The following is a 16,315-nucleotide window of genomic DNA, read 5'->3' as shown; positions in this document are numbered from 1 at the left end:
AAGCCGGAAGGGCGTACGGCCGCCGAGGCCGTACGCCCTTCCGCTTCGAGAACCGTCAGCCGCTGGTCCGCTGCGTCAGGTCGTAGAACGTCGATGAGCCGACGGTCACCTGCTTGAAGTTGGCCTCGACCCACTCGGTGATCTGCGAGGACGTGCCGCTGCTGCTGCCGCCCATGCCGCCGCCGGAGCCGCTGGAGATGAAGTAGTGGATCTTGCCGTCCGTCACGTACTTCTTGAACTCCGCCAGCGTCGGGGACGGGTCGGTGCCGTTGAAGCCGCCGATCGCCATCACCGGGTCGCCGGTGGAGAGCTGGTAGCTCGCGGCGTTCTGGGCGCCGATGGCCGCGGCGGCCCAGGTGTAGTCGCCGGCGTTCTTCTCCAGCAGTTCCTTGGCCTCGTCGCTGACGCTGGCGCCGTTGAGCAGGCCGCCCGCGCCGCCACCGCCCATGCCGCCGCCGTCACCGGTCCGGCCGCCGGGGCCACCCTGCTGGTTGTTCTGCCCCTGCCCGCCCTGCGTGTTGCCGTTGCCGTTCTGCCGGCCTTGCAGGCCCGGCATACCGCCGCCGGGGAGGCCGTTGCCGTTCTGCTGGTTCTGGCCGCCCTGCTGGTTGTTCTGGCCCTGGCCCTGCTGGTTCTGGCCGGGCATGCCGCCCCCGCCGGGACCACCGCCCATGCCACCGCCACCACCGGGCCCACCACGGCCGCCCGAGACCGCCGGACCCGCGGTGACGATCGAGCCGGTGTGCCCCTCGTTCACCGTGGTGAGGGTGTACGCGGTCGGGCCGGCCAGCGCGGCGACGAGGCCCAGGCCGACGACACCCATGGTCAGTTGGCGTCCGAGCCTGCTCGCGAAGATCAGGCCCAGCGCGGCGGCCAGACCGCCGACCAGGACCAGCCACTTCAGCCAGGGCAGGTAGTCGGAGGACCGGTTGAGCAGGACGTAGCCCCAGACCGCGGTGGCCGTCATCGCGGCCCCGAGGGTCAGCGACGCCCACATCTTGTCCCGCTTCTCCCAAAGCAGCGCCGCGCCCATGCCGATCAGCGGGGCGATGTAGGGGGCGAGGGCCACCGTGTAGTACTCGTGGAAGATGCCCTGCATGTAGCTGAAGACCAGCATGGTCGTGATCAGCGCGCCGCCCCAGACGAGGAACGAACCGCGCGTCACCGACGTACGGCGCGCCTTGCGCGTGGCCACCAGGCCCGCGATCAGCAGGATCAGCGCGGCCGGGATCAGCCAGGAGATCTGGCCGCCGATGCTGGATCCGAACAGCCGGTCCCAGCCGGTCTCACCCCAGTTGCCGCCGCCACCGCCGCCGCCGACGCTGCCGGTCTCCTCGCCGTTGAGCCGGCCGAGGCCGTTGTAGCCGAAGGTCAGTTCAAGGAAGGAGTTGTTCTGCGAGCCGCCGATGTACGGGCGGGAGGAGGCGGGCCACAGCTCGACGATCGCGACCCACCAGCCGCCGGAGACGACGATCGCGACCAGGCCCGCGGCGAGCTGACCGATCCGCTTCTTCACCGGCACCGGCGCGCAGACCGCGTACACGATCGCGAGCGGCGGCAGGATCAGGAAGGCCTGCAGGGTCTTGGCGAGGAACGCGAAGCCGATCGCGACACCGGCCCACACGAGCCACTTCGTACGGCCGTCCTCCAGGCCCCGGATGACGAAGTAGCAGGCCACGGCCATCAGCAGGGCCAGCATCGCGTCCGGGTTGTTGAACCGGAACATCAGCGCCGCGACGGGGGTGAGCGCGAGCACCGCGCCCGAGATCAGGCCGGCCGCGGGGCTGAACCGGCGGCGCACGGCCGCGTACACCACGGCCACCGTGCCGACGCCCATGAGGACTTCAGGGAGCAGGATCGCCCACGAGTGGAGCCCGAAGAGCCGCACCGACAGGGCCATCGGCCACAGGGACGCCGGGGGCTTGTCGACGGTGATGGCGTTGGCCGCGTCCAGCGAGCCGAAGAAGAAGGCCTTCCAGGACTGGCTGCCCGCCTGGACGGCCGCCGAGTAGAAGGAGTTGGCGTAGCCGGAGGCGCTCAGGTTGTAGAGGTAGAGGGCGAGGGTGGCGAGGAGGAGGCCGAGGAAGGCCGGGCGGGCCCAGCGCGGGTCCTCGGGGCGGCCGCGCCACAGGCGCCGTACGAAGGGCTGCTTGGGTTCACCGGCCTCGGGCGCCGGCGCGGCCGACGGGGGTGGCGGGGGAGGGCCCCAGGTGCCGGGGCTCGCGTCTCTGCCGTGGTCGTGGGTCTGCTGGTCGTCGTGAACGGTCATCGCAAGTCCCTGGAGTCGGTGTCGTGCGGGCGCACCGGCTGCAACTGCATGGTGACGTCCCGCCAGTTGCCGTCCGCGGCTTCACCGGCGCGGAACTGGGTGGTGTCGAACGGGTGGTGGGGAGCGCTCTCGGTCACCGGGCGCTGCGGGAGCGGGCCGCGGTGGCCGGGCTGCGCCATGGAACCGGCGCCCACCGTGGAGTAGGTCGGGGAGGAGGAGTGGTGGGCCGGGGTGTGCGAGGCGCCCACCGTCGCGTCGGCGTCCCGCCGGTCCGGGAACACCCACGCCCTGAAGAGCAGGAAGCGCAGCACCGTCGCCGCGAGGTTGGCGGCGATCAGGACGGCGAGTTCGGTGGAGTGGCCCGGGTCGCTGCTCGCCGCGTTCAGGGCGGCAAGCGAACCGCTGGTCAGGGCGAGGCCGATACCGAAGACGACCAGGCCCTGCGCCTGGTGCCGGACGGCACCGCCCCGGCCGCGCACCCCGAAGGTGAGGCGCCGGTTGGCCGCCGTGTTGGCGATCGCGGAGACCAGCAGGGCGAGCGCGTTGGCGATCTGCGAGCCGGTGAAGACGCGGAAGCCGCTGTAGAGGAGGAGGTAGAAGAGGGTGGACAGGCCGCCGACGACACAGAAGCCGACGAGCTGACGGGCCAGACCCTTGGGTACGTCCTCGATCTCGCGGTCGCGCGGGTCGTCGCCGAAGGGGCGGGTGAGCCGGTCCAGCGACAGCGAGCCCGTCGCCAGGGCCCTGCCCACCCGCCACACGCCCTTGAGGTCGTCGGTCGCCGTCTTCACGATGTGCACCGTCGAGTCGGGGTCGTCGACCCAGTCGACCGGCACCTCGTGGATCCGCAGGCCCGCGCGCTCGGCGAGCACCAGCATCTCGGTGTCGAAGAACCAGCCGGTGTCCTCGATCAGCGGCAGCAGCACCTGGGCGACATCGCGGCGTATCGCCTTGAAGCCGCACTGCGCGTCCGAGAAGCGGGCCTGGAGCGAGCCGCGCAGGATGAGGTTGTACGAGCGGCTGATGAACTCCCGCTTGGCGCCGCGCACCACGCGCGAACTCCGGCTGAGCCGGGAACCGATCGCCAGGTCCGAGTGGCCGGAGATCAGCGGCGCCACCAGCGGCAGCAGGGCGTTGAGGTCGGTGGACAGGTCCACGTCCATGTAGGCGAGGATCGGGGCGTCCGAGGCGGACCAGACGGTCCGCAGCGCCCGGCCGCGGCCCTTCTGCTCCAGCCGGAAGGCCCTGACCTCCGGGATCTCCGCCTCCAGCCGCCGGGACACCTGCGGGGTGGTGTCCGTCGACGCGTTGTCCGCGATCGTGATGCGGAACACGTACGGAAACGTGCGCTTGAGGTGGTCATGCAGTCTCAGCACACACGGCTGGAGGTCCTTCTCCTCGTTGTAGACGGGGATCACTACGTCCAGGACAGGCGTACCGGCGTCGCCGGCCGGGAGGTGCTCCCGCGCCGGCAGGGTGCCGGGAGAAGAGTCGGTTCGCATGACACCGACTTTTGTCAGGCGCCCTGTTCCGCCCATGTGGTGGCACTGTGCTGTGCCTGTGAGTGCTGTTGCCAGCTCATTTCGGGGCTCGGCGGCGTCGGGAGAGCGGGCAGATGCACCGTGAAGACGGTACGCCCGGGCACGCTGTCGACGGTCACGGCGCCACCGTGCGCGGTCGCCACGGCCTGCACGATCGCGAGGCCGAGGCCCGTCGAGCCGGTGGCACGGGAGCGCGCCGAGTCACCGCGCGCGAACCTCTCGAAGACATGCGGGAGCAGATCGGACGGGATGCCCTGGCCGTTGTCCTCGACGTCCACGCACAGCCACGGGCCGCGTCGCTGCACCCGGGCGGTGACGGTCGTACCCGGTGGGGTGTGGTTGCGGGCGTTGCCGAGCAGGTTGACGAGGACCTGTTGCAGACGGGCCGCGTCCGCCGAGACGAGCGCGGGTTCGTCGGGCAGGTCGAGGCGCCAGTTGTGGTCCATGCCGGCCGCGCGGGCGTCGCTGATGGTGTCCACGACGAGCGGGATCAGGTCGGTCTGCTCGAACTGCAGGGGCCGCCCGGCGTCCAGCCGGGCGAGCAGGAGGAGATCCTCGACGAGGAGGGTCATGCGCCCGGCCTCGGACTCGATCCGGCCGAGCGCGTGCCGGGTGTCCGGGCCGACCTCTTCCCTGCCGCGTCTGGTCAGCTCGGCGTACCCGCGGATGGAGGCGAGCGGCGTCCTCAGCTCATGGCTGGCGTCGGCCACGAACTGCCGCACCCGCATCTCGCTCTGCTGGCGGGAGTGCAGGGCGCCGTGGACGTGGTCCAGCATCCGGTTGAGCGCGGCGCCGACCTGGCCGACCTCGGTGTGCGGGTCGGTCTCGGTCGCGGGGACGCGTTCGCTGAGGTTGACCTCGCCGGTGTGGAGGGGGAGTTCGGAGACCCGGGTGGCGGTGGTGGCGACCCGGCGGAGGGGGCGGGTGGCGACGCCGACGATGACGGTGCCGGCGATACCGGCGGCGACGAGGGCAGCGGCGGTGACGCTGGCCTCGATGAGGATGAGGGTGTTGAGGGTGTTGTCGACGTCGGTGGTCGGGATGGCGACGTAGTAGGTGCCGTTGGGTCCGGTGGCGTACTGGACGCGGTATTCGCCGTAGCCGGGGATGTCGACGGTGTGCTTCTTGGTGTCCTGGGCAACGGAGCCGACCGCCTTCGTCGCGGCCTCACTGAGCGACTCGGGCTTCATCTGGGGGACGCCGTTGTCGTCCGTGGTCTTCTTGCCGATCTGGGCTTCGGTGACAGAGCCGTTCTGGACCTTCGCCGCGATGGTGCCGCTCGGCTGCGGCCCCTTGGCGACGAAGTCCTTGAGGACGACCGCCTTGGGCTTCCTGCCCTGGTCGGGCGCCTCGTCGTCCTTGGGCTGGTCCGGAGGCCTGAACGCCCCGGACGCCCGAGCCGCGACCTCGTTGAGCTGACCGTCAAGCTGTTCGTACAGATGCGAGCGCAGCGCAAGCGTCGTCACCGTGCCGATCACCGCACACACCACGGCGATCAGCACCACCGACGCGACGACGAGCCGCGTCCGCAGGGTGCGCGGCTGACCCGCCCGTCTCTTCTGCGTACGCGGTCGTCGTCGCCCGCTCATGACGCCGCGGGCTTGATCAGGTAACCGGCACCGCGCCGGGTGTGGATCATCGGCTCCCGACCGGCGTCGATCTTCCGGCGCAGGTAGGAGATGTACAGCTCGACGACATTGGCCTGCCCGCCGAAGTCGTACGACCAGACCCGGTCGAGTATCTGCGCCTTGCTGAGCACCCGCCGCGGGTTGCGCATGAGGAACCGCAGCAGCTCGAACTCGGTGGCGGTGAGGTGGATGTTCTCCCCGCCCCGCGACACCTCGTGGCTGTCCTCGTCGAGCGTGAGGTCACCGACGACCAGCACGGAGTCGGAGCGCCGGTCTGCGGCGCCGGAACGCCGGATGAGCCCGCGCAGCCGGGCCACGACCTCCTCCAGGCTGAACGGCTTGGTGACGTAGTCGTCCCCACCGGCGGTGAGCCCGGCGATACGGTCCTCCACGGCGTCCTTGGCCGTCAGGAACAGCACCGGCACGTCGGGCAGCTCCCGCCGCAGCCGACCGAGGACGGTCAGCCCGTCCATGTCCGGCAGCATCATGTCCAGGACGACGGCGTCGGGCCGGAAGTCACGCGCGGTCTGGATGGCACCCGTGCCATCCCCCGCACTCCGGATCTGCCAGCCCTCGTATCGCAGGGCCATGGACAGGAGTTCGGTGATCGACATCTCGTCGTCCACCACAAGCACTCGGACGGGGCTCCCGTCCGGCCTCAGCAGTTCGGTGCGCCCCTGGGGCGAGGTCGTGGTCATGGTGGACACCTAATCGGCGTCCTCTGAGAACACGCTTTCTGGAGCCTGTGAGTTTCCTGAGAAACGCACAGGCGGCTCTCAGGCGGCCCCTGGGAACTCCTTGGCCGACGGCGAGTTCGGGCCTCCGCCGACGCGCTCGAACGCGGTGCTCCGCTCGACCCGGGCGATGTGCACGACGTACCGCTCGTACCAGTGCTCACGACCGTACGCCTTGCCCGCACGGTGCTCCGCGTCGGTCCGCCACTGCTCGATGCCGGCGAGGTCCCGGAAGTAGGCGACGGTGACGGACAGGCCGCCCGGCGTGTGTGCCGAGTCCTCGCCGAGGAACCCGGGGATCTCCTTCACCAGCTCTGCCATGCGCTCGGCGGTCGCGTGGTATCCGGCATCCGTCTCGGTGCGCACGGACGTGAACACGACGGCGTAGTAAGGGATTTCATGGGCTGGGACAGGTGCCATGTGGTGATCGCTCATGTCAGTCACCATCGGTCCCGGCGCCGCACGCCGTCCAGGCTCCTTACCGAAAGGGATCCGGACGGGATCCAACTCTTTGCCAAAGCCGACCCCTTCCAGCGCGGGGACGCCGTCAGAACAACCCGTCCTGCACGCTCGCCTCCCGGTCCCTGAACTCCCGCACCGGCATGGTCAGTTCGCCGCCCTCCTCACCTCCGCCCGCCGGCACCAGTTCCCAGCCCGTCATCAACCGCGTGTCGACCACGATCACCCCGCCCCCCGTCTCCACATGCAGGTCCGGCCCCGCAGCCGCCGCCAACCGCCCGCTCACCACCCCGCCCGCGACCAGCTCGGTCACCTGTCCGGCGGCGGCCGGCAGATCCGCCAGCCCGAACACCCCGGCGTGGTCGACCGGTTGGCAGGGCTCGCGGGTGAGTGACTCCGGCCAGGCGGGAAGGGCCACGGCCCGGGCGTGCAGGGCCTCCACCTCGGCCGCCCGCTCCGCCGCCGACCCCGGCAGCGCGGACCGCACCGCCCGCTTGTCGGCGTACGGAATCCGGTCCGGCACCCGCAGGGCCGCCCGCAGCAGTTCCTCCGTGCGCCGCGCCGCCATCAGTGGGCCCACACCCAGCCAGCTGAAGCAGACCGCCCCTTGTTCCAGCAGCCGGGCCGAGCCTCGCTCAAGGGCGGTGATGCCGACCTTGGTCATCCCGGGGCCGAACCAGGCCAGATATACGTGGTACGGGCGTGGGTCGTCCGCGATCGTGTCGGCGGCCACCGAGTGCGCCCGGTCCAGCCGCGCGCACTCCTCGCACCGCGCCCCCGTACTCCGCCCCGGCACGACCGCCCGCACCGGACACGCATGCCCCCGCGCTCCCACGCATGTCCGCACTCCCCCTTCCGCGACCCCGAAGGCCACCCGCTTCCCCCAGGTCAGCTCAGAGCGCCGACCACCGTCCCACGCCAGCTCAGGGCCGTCCGCCGACCAACGCAGCCCCTTGCATCTCCATGCCTGTGCCATCGCTCTTCGAGAGTAGAGGCAGGCACTGACAACGGCCGTTCAGCGGCTCATCGGCCCACCGGCCTCAGTGCGCTTCAGCGTGCTTCGGCGACAGCGGGCTCCTGCTCGCCCGTGACACTGACGGCCTCGGACGTCGCCGCGGCCGGACGCCGTTCCAGTGCCCGCCCCCGTCCCGCCAGCCGGCACCCCCAGCAGTCCGCGTGCCCGGCCCGCGCGCTCAGGTCACGCGCCCCCATCGGCCACTGCCCTCGCGGCCGCACGCCCGGAGGCTTGCCCCAGCCGGAGAGGTGCAGGGCCCAGGTGACGAGGACACTCGCCGCCGCGATGCCGAGTCCGCCTGTGATCAGCACGGCCGAGACCGTGCATATCCCCGCCCCCACCACGGCGGAACCGATCGTCGCGATCGCGGTTCCGGTCCATCCTGCGACCGTATGCCCCTCGTCATACTGGCTCATGTGCCTGCTCCCTCCTCGTAGGCAGCTAATCCCTCACGATGTAAGAAGTTTAGCGACTCAATCTCTCACGAGCTAAGGCAATTAGAAAAGATGCAAGCCAAGCCGCGTCCCGCCGCCACCCCGGCCCAGGCGCTGGAGGCGATGGACTCCCTCATCGCGGCCCACCTGCTCGGCCAACAGGAGATGGCCCAGCGGCTGGGCCTGAACATCACCGACCTACTCTGTTTCGGCTGTGTCCTGAAGGCCGGCGAGAACCTCCTCACGGCGGGCGACCTCGCGGAGCACGCCCACGTCACGACCGGCGCGATGACCGGCATCCTCAACCGCCTGGAACGCGCCGGCTTTGTCACCCGCCGCCCCGACCCGACCGACCGCCGCCGCGTCCGCGTGGCCGCCGTCCAGTCCGCGGTCACCCGCGTCGAGGCCCTCTACGGCCCCTACTACGCCCGCCTGATCGACCTCTTCGCCGACTACTCCGCCGACGAGATCGCCGTACTCACGGACTGGTTCACCCGGACGACGGGCCTCGCACAGGCCTACATCGACGAGCTCCGCGACCAGGACAAGACCTGACACCGGCCTCGCTGCGGGCCCGGCTCAGTCCCACCGCGCCCCGCCCAAGTACCCGGTGACACGTTCCAGTGGCCACACCTCGCCGATCTTGTGCCGGATGTCGAAGAGGTTCGCCGCGTGGACGTCCGGGTCACGGTCGCCGACCGCCTCCTCGACGACGACCGGGACGAACCCGTGCTGCATGGCGTCGAGCGCGGTGGCGCGCACGCAGCCGCTGGTCGTCAGCCCGCCGATGAGGAGCGTGTCGACGCGGTTCGCGGTGAGGTACGCCGCCAGTGCCGTACCGAAGAAGGCGCTCGGGTACTGCTTGGTCACCGTCAACTCGTCCGCCGCCGGAGCCAGTCCGTCGATGAAGTCGCCGTACGGACTCCCCTCGGCGAACACCCGCAGCGTCGGCACCTTGCGGAAGAAGACGCCGCCGTCACCGCCGTCGGGCCGGAACCGCACCCGCGTGACCACCACCCGGATCCCCGCCCCGCGCGCCGCCGCCAGCAGCGCCCGCATGGCGTCCACGACCGGTTCGACCCCGGCGTACAGCGGGCAGTCGGGGTCCACGTAGGCCCGAGCGGGGTCCACCACGAGCAGGGCCGGGGAGTTGCCGGGGGCGAGGTGTCCGGCCAGGCCGGCCCGCTCGTAGTCCTCCTCCTGCGCGGCCGGCCCCGGCCGCCGTAAACCGCTCATGTCTGCCGGCACTTCAGCAGCGGCTGGATGCGGGTGCCGAAGGCTTCGATGCCGGCCAGGAAGTCGTCGAAGACCAGCATGATCCCCTTGGTGTCGTCGACCTCGGCGATGTCGTCGAGCATCCTCGCGACGGTCTCGTACGACCCCACCAGCGTGCCCATGTTGAGGTTCACGGCGCCCTCGGGCAGCACGATGGTGCGGGCGGTCGAGGTGTCGTCGGCGGTGGTGTCGGAGGCGGATTCGCCCGCCATGTACGCGAGGGCCGCGCGGTCGGCGTGGTCGTGGTAGTCCTGCCACTTGGCCTGCGCGGCCTCGTCGGTCTCGTCCGCGATGACCATGAACAGGGACAGCGCCCCGACGTCCCGGCCCGTCTCGCGCGCCGCGTCCACGAGGGTGGCGGTGGAGTCCGCGAACGCGAGCGGGGTGTTGACGCCGCTGCCGAGGATGAAGTTGTAGTCGGCGTGCGCGGCGGCGAACCGCATGCCGGTGCCGCTCTGGCCGGCGGCGACGATGTCGATGTGCCCGTTCGCGGGGCGCGGCGACAGCACGCAGTCGTCCATCTCGTAGAACTCGCCCTTGAAGTTGCTCACGCCTTCGCGCCACAGCTCCTTCATCACGGTGACGTACTCGACGGCCCGGTCGTAGCGGTTGCCGAAGTGCTCGTCGCCGGGCCACAGGCCCATCTGGGAGTACTCGCCGGGCGCCCAGCCGGTGACGATGTTGACGCCGAAGCGGCCGGGGGCGATCGAGTCGACCGTCGTGGCCATGCGGGCGACGATCGCCGGGGGCAGGGCGAGGATCGGCGTGGAGGCGTACAGCTTGATCCGGTCCGTCACCGCGGCCAGGCCCGCCATCAGCGTGAACGACTCCAGGCAGTGGTCCCAGAACTCCGTCTCGCCACCGAACCCCTTGAGCTTGATCATCGAGAGCGCGAAGTCGAGGCCGTGCTCCTCGGCCTTCTGCACGATGGCCTTGTTCAGCTCGAAGCTGGGGAGGTACTGGGGGGAACTCTTCGATATGAGCCAGCCGTTGTTGCCGATGGGGATGAATACGCCGATGTCCATGCCGCTCCTCGCGGTCGGGATTTCTTCAACTCCACGGTAGATAACGGCTGTTGACGTTCCGTCGGGTGGTCGGGTGCGGGGCGTGAGGATCTCGCGAACCGGCGAACCGGTTGAGCGCGGAACGGTAAAGTCCGCGACATGAACGCTCGGCTGGCACTGCTCGGCACGGTGGCCCCCGGTGTCGCGGAGAGCGAGGTGTTCCGGCTGGCCCTGCAGCACGCGGTGGGCGAGCTGGGCGCCCTGGGCGGCATGATCCATCTCCGGGGCCCGATGTCCGCGCTGCGTCTGGTGTCGACGGCCGGGCTCCCTCCCGCCCTCACCCGGGCCTGGGAGATCATCGCCCAGGAGGGCCCCCTGGCCCCGGCCCACGCGCTGCACGAGGGCAACGGGGTGTGGGTCCCGCTGAGCCCGACCCAGGCGGGGGACTCCGTGGGCGCGGACACGGGGCCTCCGGGCGCGGACACCGGGTCTCCAGGCGCGGGCACCGAACTGTCGAAGGCGGCCACCGAGCCAGTGGGCGTAGACGCCCTCTCAGGGGGCCCGGCCACCGCCGCACTGAGCACGGGCACCGTCTCCGCAGGCACGGCCACCAACTCCCTCGGCGGGGCCGCCCACCTACCGCGCGCAGAGAGCGTCTCCGCGGACGCAGGCGCGGTCACCGACTCCCTCGGCGCGGCCACCGACCCACCGAGGGCAGACGCCGTCTCCCCGGGCACAGCCACCGGCCGCTCAGGCACGGCCACCGACTCCCCCGGCGGGGCCGCCCACCTACCGCGCACAGAGACCGTCACCGCGGACGCAGGCGCGGCCACCGCCCTACTGAACACAGACACCGACCCCCCGGAGACGACCACCGGTCCTCCCGGCGCGGCCGCCCACCTACCGCGCACAAAGACCGTCACCGCAGGCGCGGCCGCCTCCCCACTGAACACAGACACCGACCCCTCAGGCGCGACCACCGGCCCTCCGGGCACGGCCACCAGTTCTCTCGGCGCGGCCACCAAGTCACGGGGCGCAGACACCGTCACCCCGGGCGCGACCACCGCCCGCCTGAGCACAACCACCAGTGCTCTCGGCACAGCCACCAACCCACCGGGCACAGCGACCGATTCCCCAGGCGCACCGGCCGACCCACCAAGCGCAGACGCCGTCTCCCCAGGCACGACCACCGTCTCCCCGCACACAGCCACCACCCCCCAATGCACAACCACCCCCTGGCCCGGCACCGGCCTGGTCGCGCTCCCGCTGTTCAGCGGCGGGCGCAGCATCGGTGCCCTCAGTGTTCTGATGGGCGACGGAGGCGAACCGGGCCCCGAGCAGTGGGAGTTCCTGCGCGCCGTCGTCGCCTGGACCGAGGACCGTATGGTCCAGGCACCGCCCCCGGCCGGCCCCTCCCACCCCGCGCGGCCGGAGCAGAACGGTGAACGCCTGCGCCAGGCGCTGAAGGAGGTCAGCGTCGGCTCCTGGGACTGGAACATCCAGACCGGCGAACTGCTCTGGGACGAGGCCGCGCTGGAGCTGTACGGCACCCGGCCCGAGGACTACGTCGGCCGGGTCGAGAACTGGATGAGGTGCGTCCACCCCGACGACCTGGCGCCGACGCTGGCCCTGGTGGACCGGGCGATCCGGGAGCACGGCGTGTTCGAGGCCGAGTACCGGGTGCGCAAGCTGAACGGCACCTGGGGCTGGACCCAGGCCCGCGGCAGAGCGACGTACGACGACGCCGGCGAGCCCCATCGGATGATCGGCGTCGGCTGGGACAGCGACGAGCCGCGCTCCGCCCGTGACGCGCTCGGCCGGGCCCTGCGGCACATGAGCGACGGCTTCCTCGCGATGGACGACGACTGGCGGATCACCTTCGCCAACGTGGAGGCCGAACGCACCCTGGGCTTCTCCGAGGAGGAGCTGTTCGGCCGCCTGCTGTGGGACCTGCCCGCCGCCGAGCAGGTGCCCGGCCTGGAGATCCGCTGCCGGCAGGCCGCCGCCGCGGAGAAGTCGGTCAGCTTCGACGTACGGCTGCCGAACGGACGTCTGTGTCACCTCCGGCTGGTCCCGGGCCCCGACGGCCGCACGATCTACTTCACCGACGTCACCGAGAAGCGGCGGCTGGAGGAGGAGCGCCGGTCCGCCGAGCGGGCCGCGACCGAACGGGCCGTACGGATCGCGGAGTTGACGGCTGCGCTGGCCAAGGCGACGACCTCGAAGGACGTGGTGGACGCGGTCGCCCGCCGGGTGCTGCCGCCGTTCGAGGCTACCGGTCTGGTGGTGCAGGCCGTGGAGGGCGACCGGCTGCACACCGTCGGCTCCGTCGGCTACCCGGAGGACGTCCTCGCCGTCCTCGACGGCCGCGAACGTACGGAACCCAGCCCCCTGTGGGACGCGATACTGGGCGGCGCGCCGCTGTTCATGTCCTCCCCGCGGGAGTTCGCCGCCCGCTACCCCGAGCTGGCCGACCTGCCCGCCCGCGCCGGCAAGCAGGCCTGGGCGCTCCTCCCGCTGACGGCCTCGGGCCACACCTTCGGCATCTGCGCCGTCACCTTCGACCACCCGCGCCGCCTCACCGACGAGGAGCGCACCCTGCTCACCGCGACCAGCGCCCTGGTCGCCCAGGCCCTGGAACGGGCCCGCCTCTTCGACGCCGAGCACACCCGGTCCCGCGAGCTCCAGCGCAGCCTGCTCCCCCGGGCGCTGCCCACCGTCCCTGCCTGCACGGCTGCGGCCCGCTACCTTCCGGCCGGCCCGGGCACGGACGTGGGTGGCGACTGGTACGACATCATCCCGCTCTCGGGCGGCCGGGTCGCCCTGGTCGTGGGCGACGTCATGGGCCACGGTCTGCCCGAGGCGGCGACGATGGGCCGGCTGCGCACCGCCGTCCACACCCTGGCCGACCTCGAACTGCCCCCCGACGAGATCATGAGCCACCTCAACGACATCGTCGGCGGCATGGGCGAGGAGTCGTACGTGACATGTCTGTACGCGCTCTACGACTCCACGACGAGGATCTGCTCCATAGCCGGAGCCGGCCACCCGCCCCCGGCCCTGCTGCACCCCGACGGCACGGTGGTCTTCCCGCCCCTGTCGGCCGACCCTCCCCTGGGCGCTGCCGACCCCCCCTTCGAGACGACGGAGATCCCGGTCCCCGAGGGCAGCGTGCTCGTGCTGTACACCGACGGCCTGGTGGAGTCGTCCAAGCGCGAGATGGACCAGGGCATGGCGGCGCTCGCCGATGTCCTGCGCTCCTCGCACGCCGACGGCACGGCGAAGGACCTCGAGCAGCTCTGCGAGCGGGTCACCTCCGCCCTCCTCCCCGACGACCACCAGGCGCCCGACGACGCGGCCTTCCTGCTGGCCCGCCTGCACGCGCTGCCCGCCACCCGCATGGCCTCCTGGCCCCTCCCCGACGATCCCAGGGCGGCCGGCCAGGCCCGCGGCCTGATCCGCAAGCAGCTCGCCGCCTGGGGCCTGGACGACCTGACCCCCACCACCGAACTCCTGGCCAGCGAACTCGTCGGCAACGTCATCCGGCACGCCAAGGGCCCCCTGCGCCTACGGCTCCTCCATGGTGCCGAGCTGATCTGCGAGGTCTTCGACGGCAGCCTGACGATGCCGCGCATACGCCGGGCGACGGAGACGGACGAGGGAGGCCGGGGGCTGCAGCTGGTCACCGCGCTGTCGCAGCGGTGGGGGACGCGGTACACGGCGACGGGGAAGTGCATCTGGACGGAGCAGGCGTTGCAGCCGGCGGCGGACCCGCTGGAGCGGATGTTCCTGGACGTGGCGGGCCTGCCGGAGCTGCTGGGGCTGCCGGGGCCGGTCCCGGACCAGGAAAACCCTCCCGCTGCCGGGGTACCGTAAAAGCGCCACATATGTGAGGCGTAGCGACATATGCGGTATATGCCACATAAAGCGCTCCGCAAGAACCGGGGTGTGACGCCATGGCCCACCGCCGCACCGAATCGGCCGGTACCGCCAGAGAGCTGCTGCAGCAGCTCGGGGATCTCACGGGCCGGATCATGGACCAGATCAAGCTCCAGCAGGCGCGCGTCGAGCTCGCCGCCGCGCTCCAGCGCCAGGTTCTCGCGGCGGAGCTCCCCGCCGTGCCCGGTCTGCAGGCGGCCGGACGGTACACGCCCGCACGGGGCGGGCTGGACATCGGCGGCGACTGGTACGACGGCTTCCTGATGCCGGACGGCTCGGTGGGGTTCGCCATCGGGGACGTACAGGGTCACGACGTCGAGGCAGCGGCGCACATGGGGCAGGTGCGGACCTGTCTGCGCGCCGTCGCGACCGCCACCACGGACCCCGCGGAGGTGCTCGAACGCACCAACGACCTGCTCGTCGCGATGGCCTCCGAGCTGTTCGTGACCTGCTCGTTCCTGCGCTTCGACCCGGCCACCGGGGAGCTGTGCGACTCCCGCGCCGGGCATGTCCCGGCGGTCTGGGCGACGACCGCCGGGCGCTGCGAGATCGTCCTGCACGACGGCGGCCTGCCGCTGGGCATCCACGCCGGCGAGCACTATCCGTCGTCCCGTCGGCAGCTGACCGGCGCGGGCGCGTTCGTACTGCTCACCGACGGTGTGGTGGAAGGCCCCGGCTACCCGATCGACGACGGCATGAAGAAGGTGGCCGACCTGGTCGGCGACGCCTGCTGCACCGACCCGGAGGAGCTGGCCGCACAGGTGATCAAGGTGGCGGACCTCACCGGCCACAACGACGACGCCGCGGTCCTGGTCCTCCGCTACGACGGACTCGGGGAGCACGGGCGGGGCGGCGGCGATGACCTCTGAGGCGTCAGATGCGCGGCTTCGGCGGTACGGCGCCGAGGGCCTGCGACTGGTTGTGGTGACGGCCGCCTATTACGGCAGCGCCGAGCTCGGTCTCGAGCAGGAACTGGTACGAGGCCAGATCACGCCCTTCTGGCCGCCCACCGGCATCGCGCTCGTCGCCCTGATGCTCTGGGGGCTTCGCATGTGGCCGGCGGTCGCGGTCGGGGCGTTCGTGGTGAACGTGGCGCTCGGACCGTCGATCCTCCCCGTGCTCGCCATCGCGGCCGGCAACACCATCGCCCCGATCTGCGCCTGCCTCCTCCTGCGCCGCGCGGGATTCCGCCCCACCCTGGACCGACTGCAGGACGCCCTCGCCCTGGTCTTCCTCGGCGCCCTGGGCGGCATGGTGATCAGCTCGACCATCGGCACGGGCGTCCTGGTGGCCGCCGACGCGCTGCCCGCCGACGACTTCTGGGCGGCCTGGTCGGTGTGGTGGACGGGCGACGCGATGGGCGTCCTCTTCATCGCCCCGCTCCTGCTGGCCGTCCGCACCGCCGACCTGCCCCGAGGCTCTCCGGTGCTGCGCGGTGCGGAGGCCCTGCTCCTGCTGGGCGGCACGGCGGCGGTCACCCTGGTCGCCACCCGCAGCTCGGTCTCCCTCCTCTTCCTGGTCGTCCCCTTCCTCATCTGGGCGGCCTTCCGCTTCCAACTCCTCGGCGCCGCCCCCTGCGCCCTGACCGCCTCCGTCGTCGCGATCTACGCGGGCGCCCTCGGCTCGGGCCCCTTCGCGGGCCAGGACCTCCTCGCCAAGATGGTCATCCTCCAGGCCTTCAACGGCACCGTGGCCCTGACGGCCCTCCTGCTCTCAGCAGTGATCACCGAACGGAACCAGACCCTCCAAGCGCTCCAGGACGCCTGCGACGACCTGACCGAAGCCCTGACCCAACTCGCAGCGGACCGCCCCCTCAGCAAGCAACCGCCCAGGACCGACTCGATCCACAGCGCAAGCTCGAATCCTCAACGGGCTCTCGGAGGCAACCGCCAACGGGGGGCGTAGCGACGCCGTATCGCATGTGACGTTTGAGCATCCAGGTGCGCTGGGAATTGCGGACAGCCTGTGTGACGGCTGTGCCTGAGTCACGGGAACGGCCCGTACACGATCAAGTCGG

The 16,315-nt window shown here is 71.4% G+C and carries 13 protein-coding genes; 4 read left to right on the top strand and 9 right to left on the bottom strand.

All coding sequences use genetic code 11. The features are described 5' to 3' along the window. Positions 1-55 precede the first annotated feature (55 nt). From ACZ7M7_RS28535 to ACZ7M7_RS28505, 7 genes are all read right to left on the bottom strand, one after another. Positions 56-2,269, bottom strand: a complete 2,214-nt coding sequence (locus ACZ7M7_RS28535) for an ArnT family glycosyltransferase (RefSeq protein ID WP_472121521.1) — start codon at positions 2,267-2,269, stop codon at positions 56-58. Beyond that, a complete protein-coding gene (locus ACZ7M7_RS28530) occupies positions 2,266-3,771 on the bottom strand; it encodes a bifunctional glycosyltransferase family 2/GtrA family protein (RefSeq protein ID WP_472121518.1) in 1,506 nt (501 codons plus the stop codon). Before ACZ7M7_RS28530 ends, ACZ7M7_RS28535 begins: the two co-directional genes overlap by 4 nt. A gap of 14 nt (positions 3,772-3,785) precedes the next feature. Next, positions 3,786-5,399: a sensor histidine kinase gene (locus ACZ7M7_RS28525; RefSeq protein WP_383608102.1), complete on the bottom strand. Its 1,614-nt coding sequence runs from the start codon at positions 5,397-5,399 to the stop codon at positions 3,786-3,788. Beyond that, complete coding sequence (locus ACZ7M7_RS28520) at positions 5,396-6,136, bottom strand: response regulator transcription factor (protein ID WP_031115301.1); 741 nt, start codon at positions 6,134-6,136, stop codon at positions 5,396-5,398. The genes ACZ7M7_RS28525 and ACZ7M7_RS28520 overlap by 4 nt, the downstream gene beginning before the upstream one ends. Positions 6,137-6,214: 78 nt before the next feature. Further along, positions 6,215-6,607, bottom strand: a complete 393-nt coding sequence (locus ACZ7M7_RS28515; RefSeq protein WP_472121514.1) for an antibiotic biosynthesis monooxygenase family protein — start codon at positions 6,605-6,607, stop codon at positions 6,215-6,217. 112 nt (positions 6,608-6,719) lie between these two features. Next, complete coding sequence (locus tag ACZ7M7_RS28510; protein WP_451167676.1) at positions 6,720-7,607, bottom strand: DUF2797 domain-containing protein; 888 nt, start codon at positions 7,605-7,607, stop codon at positions 6,720-6,722. A gap of 74 nt (positions 7,608-7,681) precedes the next feature. Next, positions 7,682-8,062 (bottom strand): HGxxPAAW family protein, encoded by a 381-nt coding sequence (locus ACZ7M7_RS28505; RefSeq protein ID WP_383608110.1) that lies wholly within the window; start codon positions 8,060-8,062, stop codon positions 7,682-7,684. Between the two features lie 90 nt (positions 8,063-8,152). Between ACZ7M7_RS28505 and ACZ7M7_RS28500 the strand changes: the two genes are divergently transcribed. After that, on the top strand, positions 8,153-8,635 hold the full coding sequence (locus ACZ7M7_RS28500; RefSeq protein WP_472121510.1) for a MarR family winged helix-turn-helix transcriptional regulator: 483 nt from the start codon (positions 8,153-8,155) through the stop codon (positions 8,633-8,635). Positions 8,636-8,659: 24 nt separating this feature from the next. On the opposite strand, the gene ACZ7M7_RS28495 is transcribed toward ACZ7M7_RS28500, so the two are convergent. Both ACZ7M7_RS28495 and rutA read right to left on the bottom strand, forming a co-directional pair. Further along, positions 8,660-9,316, bottom strand: a complete 657-nt coding sequence (locus tag ACZ7M7_RS28495; protein ID WP_472121507.1) for an isochorismatase family protein — start codon at positions 9,314-9,316, stop codon at positions 8,660-8,662. Then, the gene (gene rutA / locus ACZ7M7_RS28490; RefSeq protein WP_472121504.1) at positions 9,313-10,380 is read right to left on the bottom strand and encodes a pyrimidine utilization protein A; all 1,068 of its coding nucleotides are present in this window, start codon (positions 10,378-10,380) and stop codon (positions 9,313-9,315) included. Before rutA ends, ACZ7M7_RS28495 begins: the two co-directional genes overlap by 4 nt. A gap of 138 nt (positions 10,381-10,518) precedes the next feature. Here rutA and ACZ7M7_RS28485 point away from each other — a divergent pair, with 138 nt between their 5' ends. The 3 genes from ACZ7M7_RS28485 to ACZ7M7_RS28475 all read left to right on the top strand — a co-directional run bounded on the left by ACZ7M7_RS28485 (position 10,519) and on the right by ACZ7M7_RS28475 (position 16,203). Continuing rightward, positions 10,519-14,235, top strand: coding sequence for a SpoIIE family protein phosphatase (locus ACZ7M7_RS28485; RefSeq protein WP_472121500.1), 3,717 nt, complete (start codon positions 10,519-10,521; stop codon positions 14,233-14,235). Positions 14,236-14,315: 80 nt separating this feature from the next. Next, the gene (locus ACZ7M7_RS28480; protein ID WP_383608119.1) at positions 14,316-15,167 is read left to right on the top strand and encodes a PP2C family protein-serine/threonine phosphatase; all 852 of its coding nucleotides are present in this window, start codon (positions 14,316-14,318) and stop codon (positions 15,165-15,167) included. After that, on the top strand, positions 15,157-16,203 hold the full coding sequence (locus ACZ7M7_RS28475; RefSeq protein WP_383608121.1) for an MASE1 domain-containing protein: 1,047 nt from the start codon (positions 15,157-15,159) through the stop codon (positions 16,201-16,203). The genes ACZ7M7_RS28480 and ACZ7M7_RS28475 overlap by 11 nt, the downstream gene beginning before the upstream one ends. Positions 16,204-16,315 lie beyond the last annotated feature (112 nt).

This window comes from Streptomyces sp. NPDC111606 (assembly GCF_055656945.1).
This window is presented reverse-complemented; position numbering and strand designations above follow the sequence as displayed.

Bases quoted from the DNA above. Each gene is read 5' to 3' on its own strand.
- ACZ7M7_RS28495 (WP_472121507.1), bottom strand. From the start codon at position 9,316: ATGAGCGGTTTACGGCGGCCGGGGCCGGCCGCGCAGGAGGAGGACTAC.
- ACZ7M7_RS28510 (WP_451167676.1), bottom strand. From the start codon at position 7,607: ATGGCACAGGCATGGAGATGCAAGGGGCTGCGTTGGTCGGCGGACGGC.
- ACZ7M7_RS28500 (WP_472121510.1), top strand. From the start codon at position 8,153: ATGCAAGCCAAGCCGCGTCCCGCCGCCACCCCGGCCCAGGCGCTGGAG.
- ACZ7M7_RS28520 (WP_031115301.1), bottom strand. From the start codon at position 6,136: ATGACCACGACCTCGCCCCAGGGGCGCACCGAACTGCTGAGGCCGGAC.
- ACZ7M7_RS28530 (WP_472121518.1), bottom strand. From the start codon at position 3,771: ATGCGAACCGACTCTTCTCCCGGCACCCTGCCGGCGCGGGAGCACCTC.
- ACZ7M7_RS28515 (WP_472121514.1), bottom strand. From the start codon at position 6,607: ATGAGCGATCACCACATGGCACCTGTCCCAGCCCATGAAATCCCTTAC.
- ACZ7M7_RS28505 (WP_383608110.1), bottom strand. From the start codon at position 8,062: ATGAGCCAGTATGACGAGGGGCATACGGTCGCAGGATGGACCGGAACC.
- ACZ7M7_RS28475 (WP_383608121.1), top strand. From the start codon at position 15,157: ATGACCTCTGAGGCGTCAGATGCGCGGCTTCGGCGGTACGGCGCCGAG.
- ACZ7M7_RS28485 (WP_472121500.1), top strand. From the start codon at position 10,519: ATGAACGCTCGGCTGGCACTGCTCGGCACGGTGGCCCCCGGTGTCGCG.
- ACZ7M7_RS28480 (WP_383608119.1), top strand. From the start codon at position 14,316: ATGGCCCACCGCCGCACCGAATCGGCCGGTACCGCCAGAGAGCTGCTG.
- ACZ7M7_RS28525 (WP_383608102.1), bottom strand. From the start codon at position 5,399: ATGAGCGGGCGACGACGACCGCGTACGCAGAAGAGACGGGCGGGTCAG.
- ACZ7M7_RS28535 (WP_472121521.1), bottom strand. From the start codon at position 2,269: ATGACCGTTCACGACGACCAGCAGACCCACGACCACGGCAGAGACGCG.
- rutA (WP_472121504.1), bottom strand. From the start codon at position 10,380: ATGGACATCGGCGTATTCATCCCCATCGGCAACAACGGCTGGCTCATA.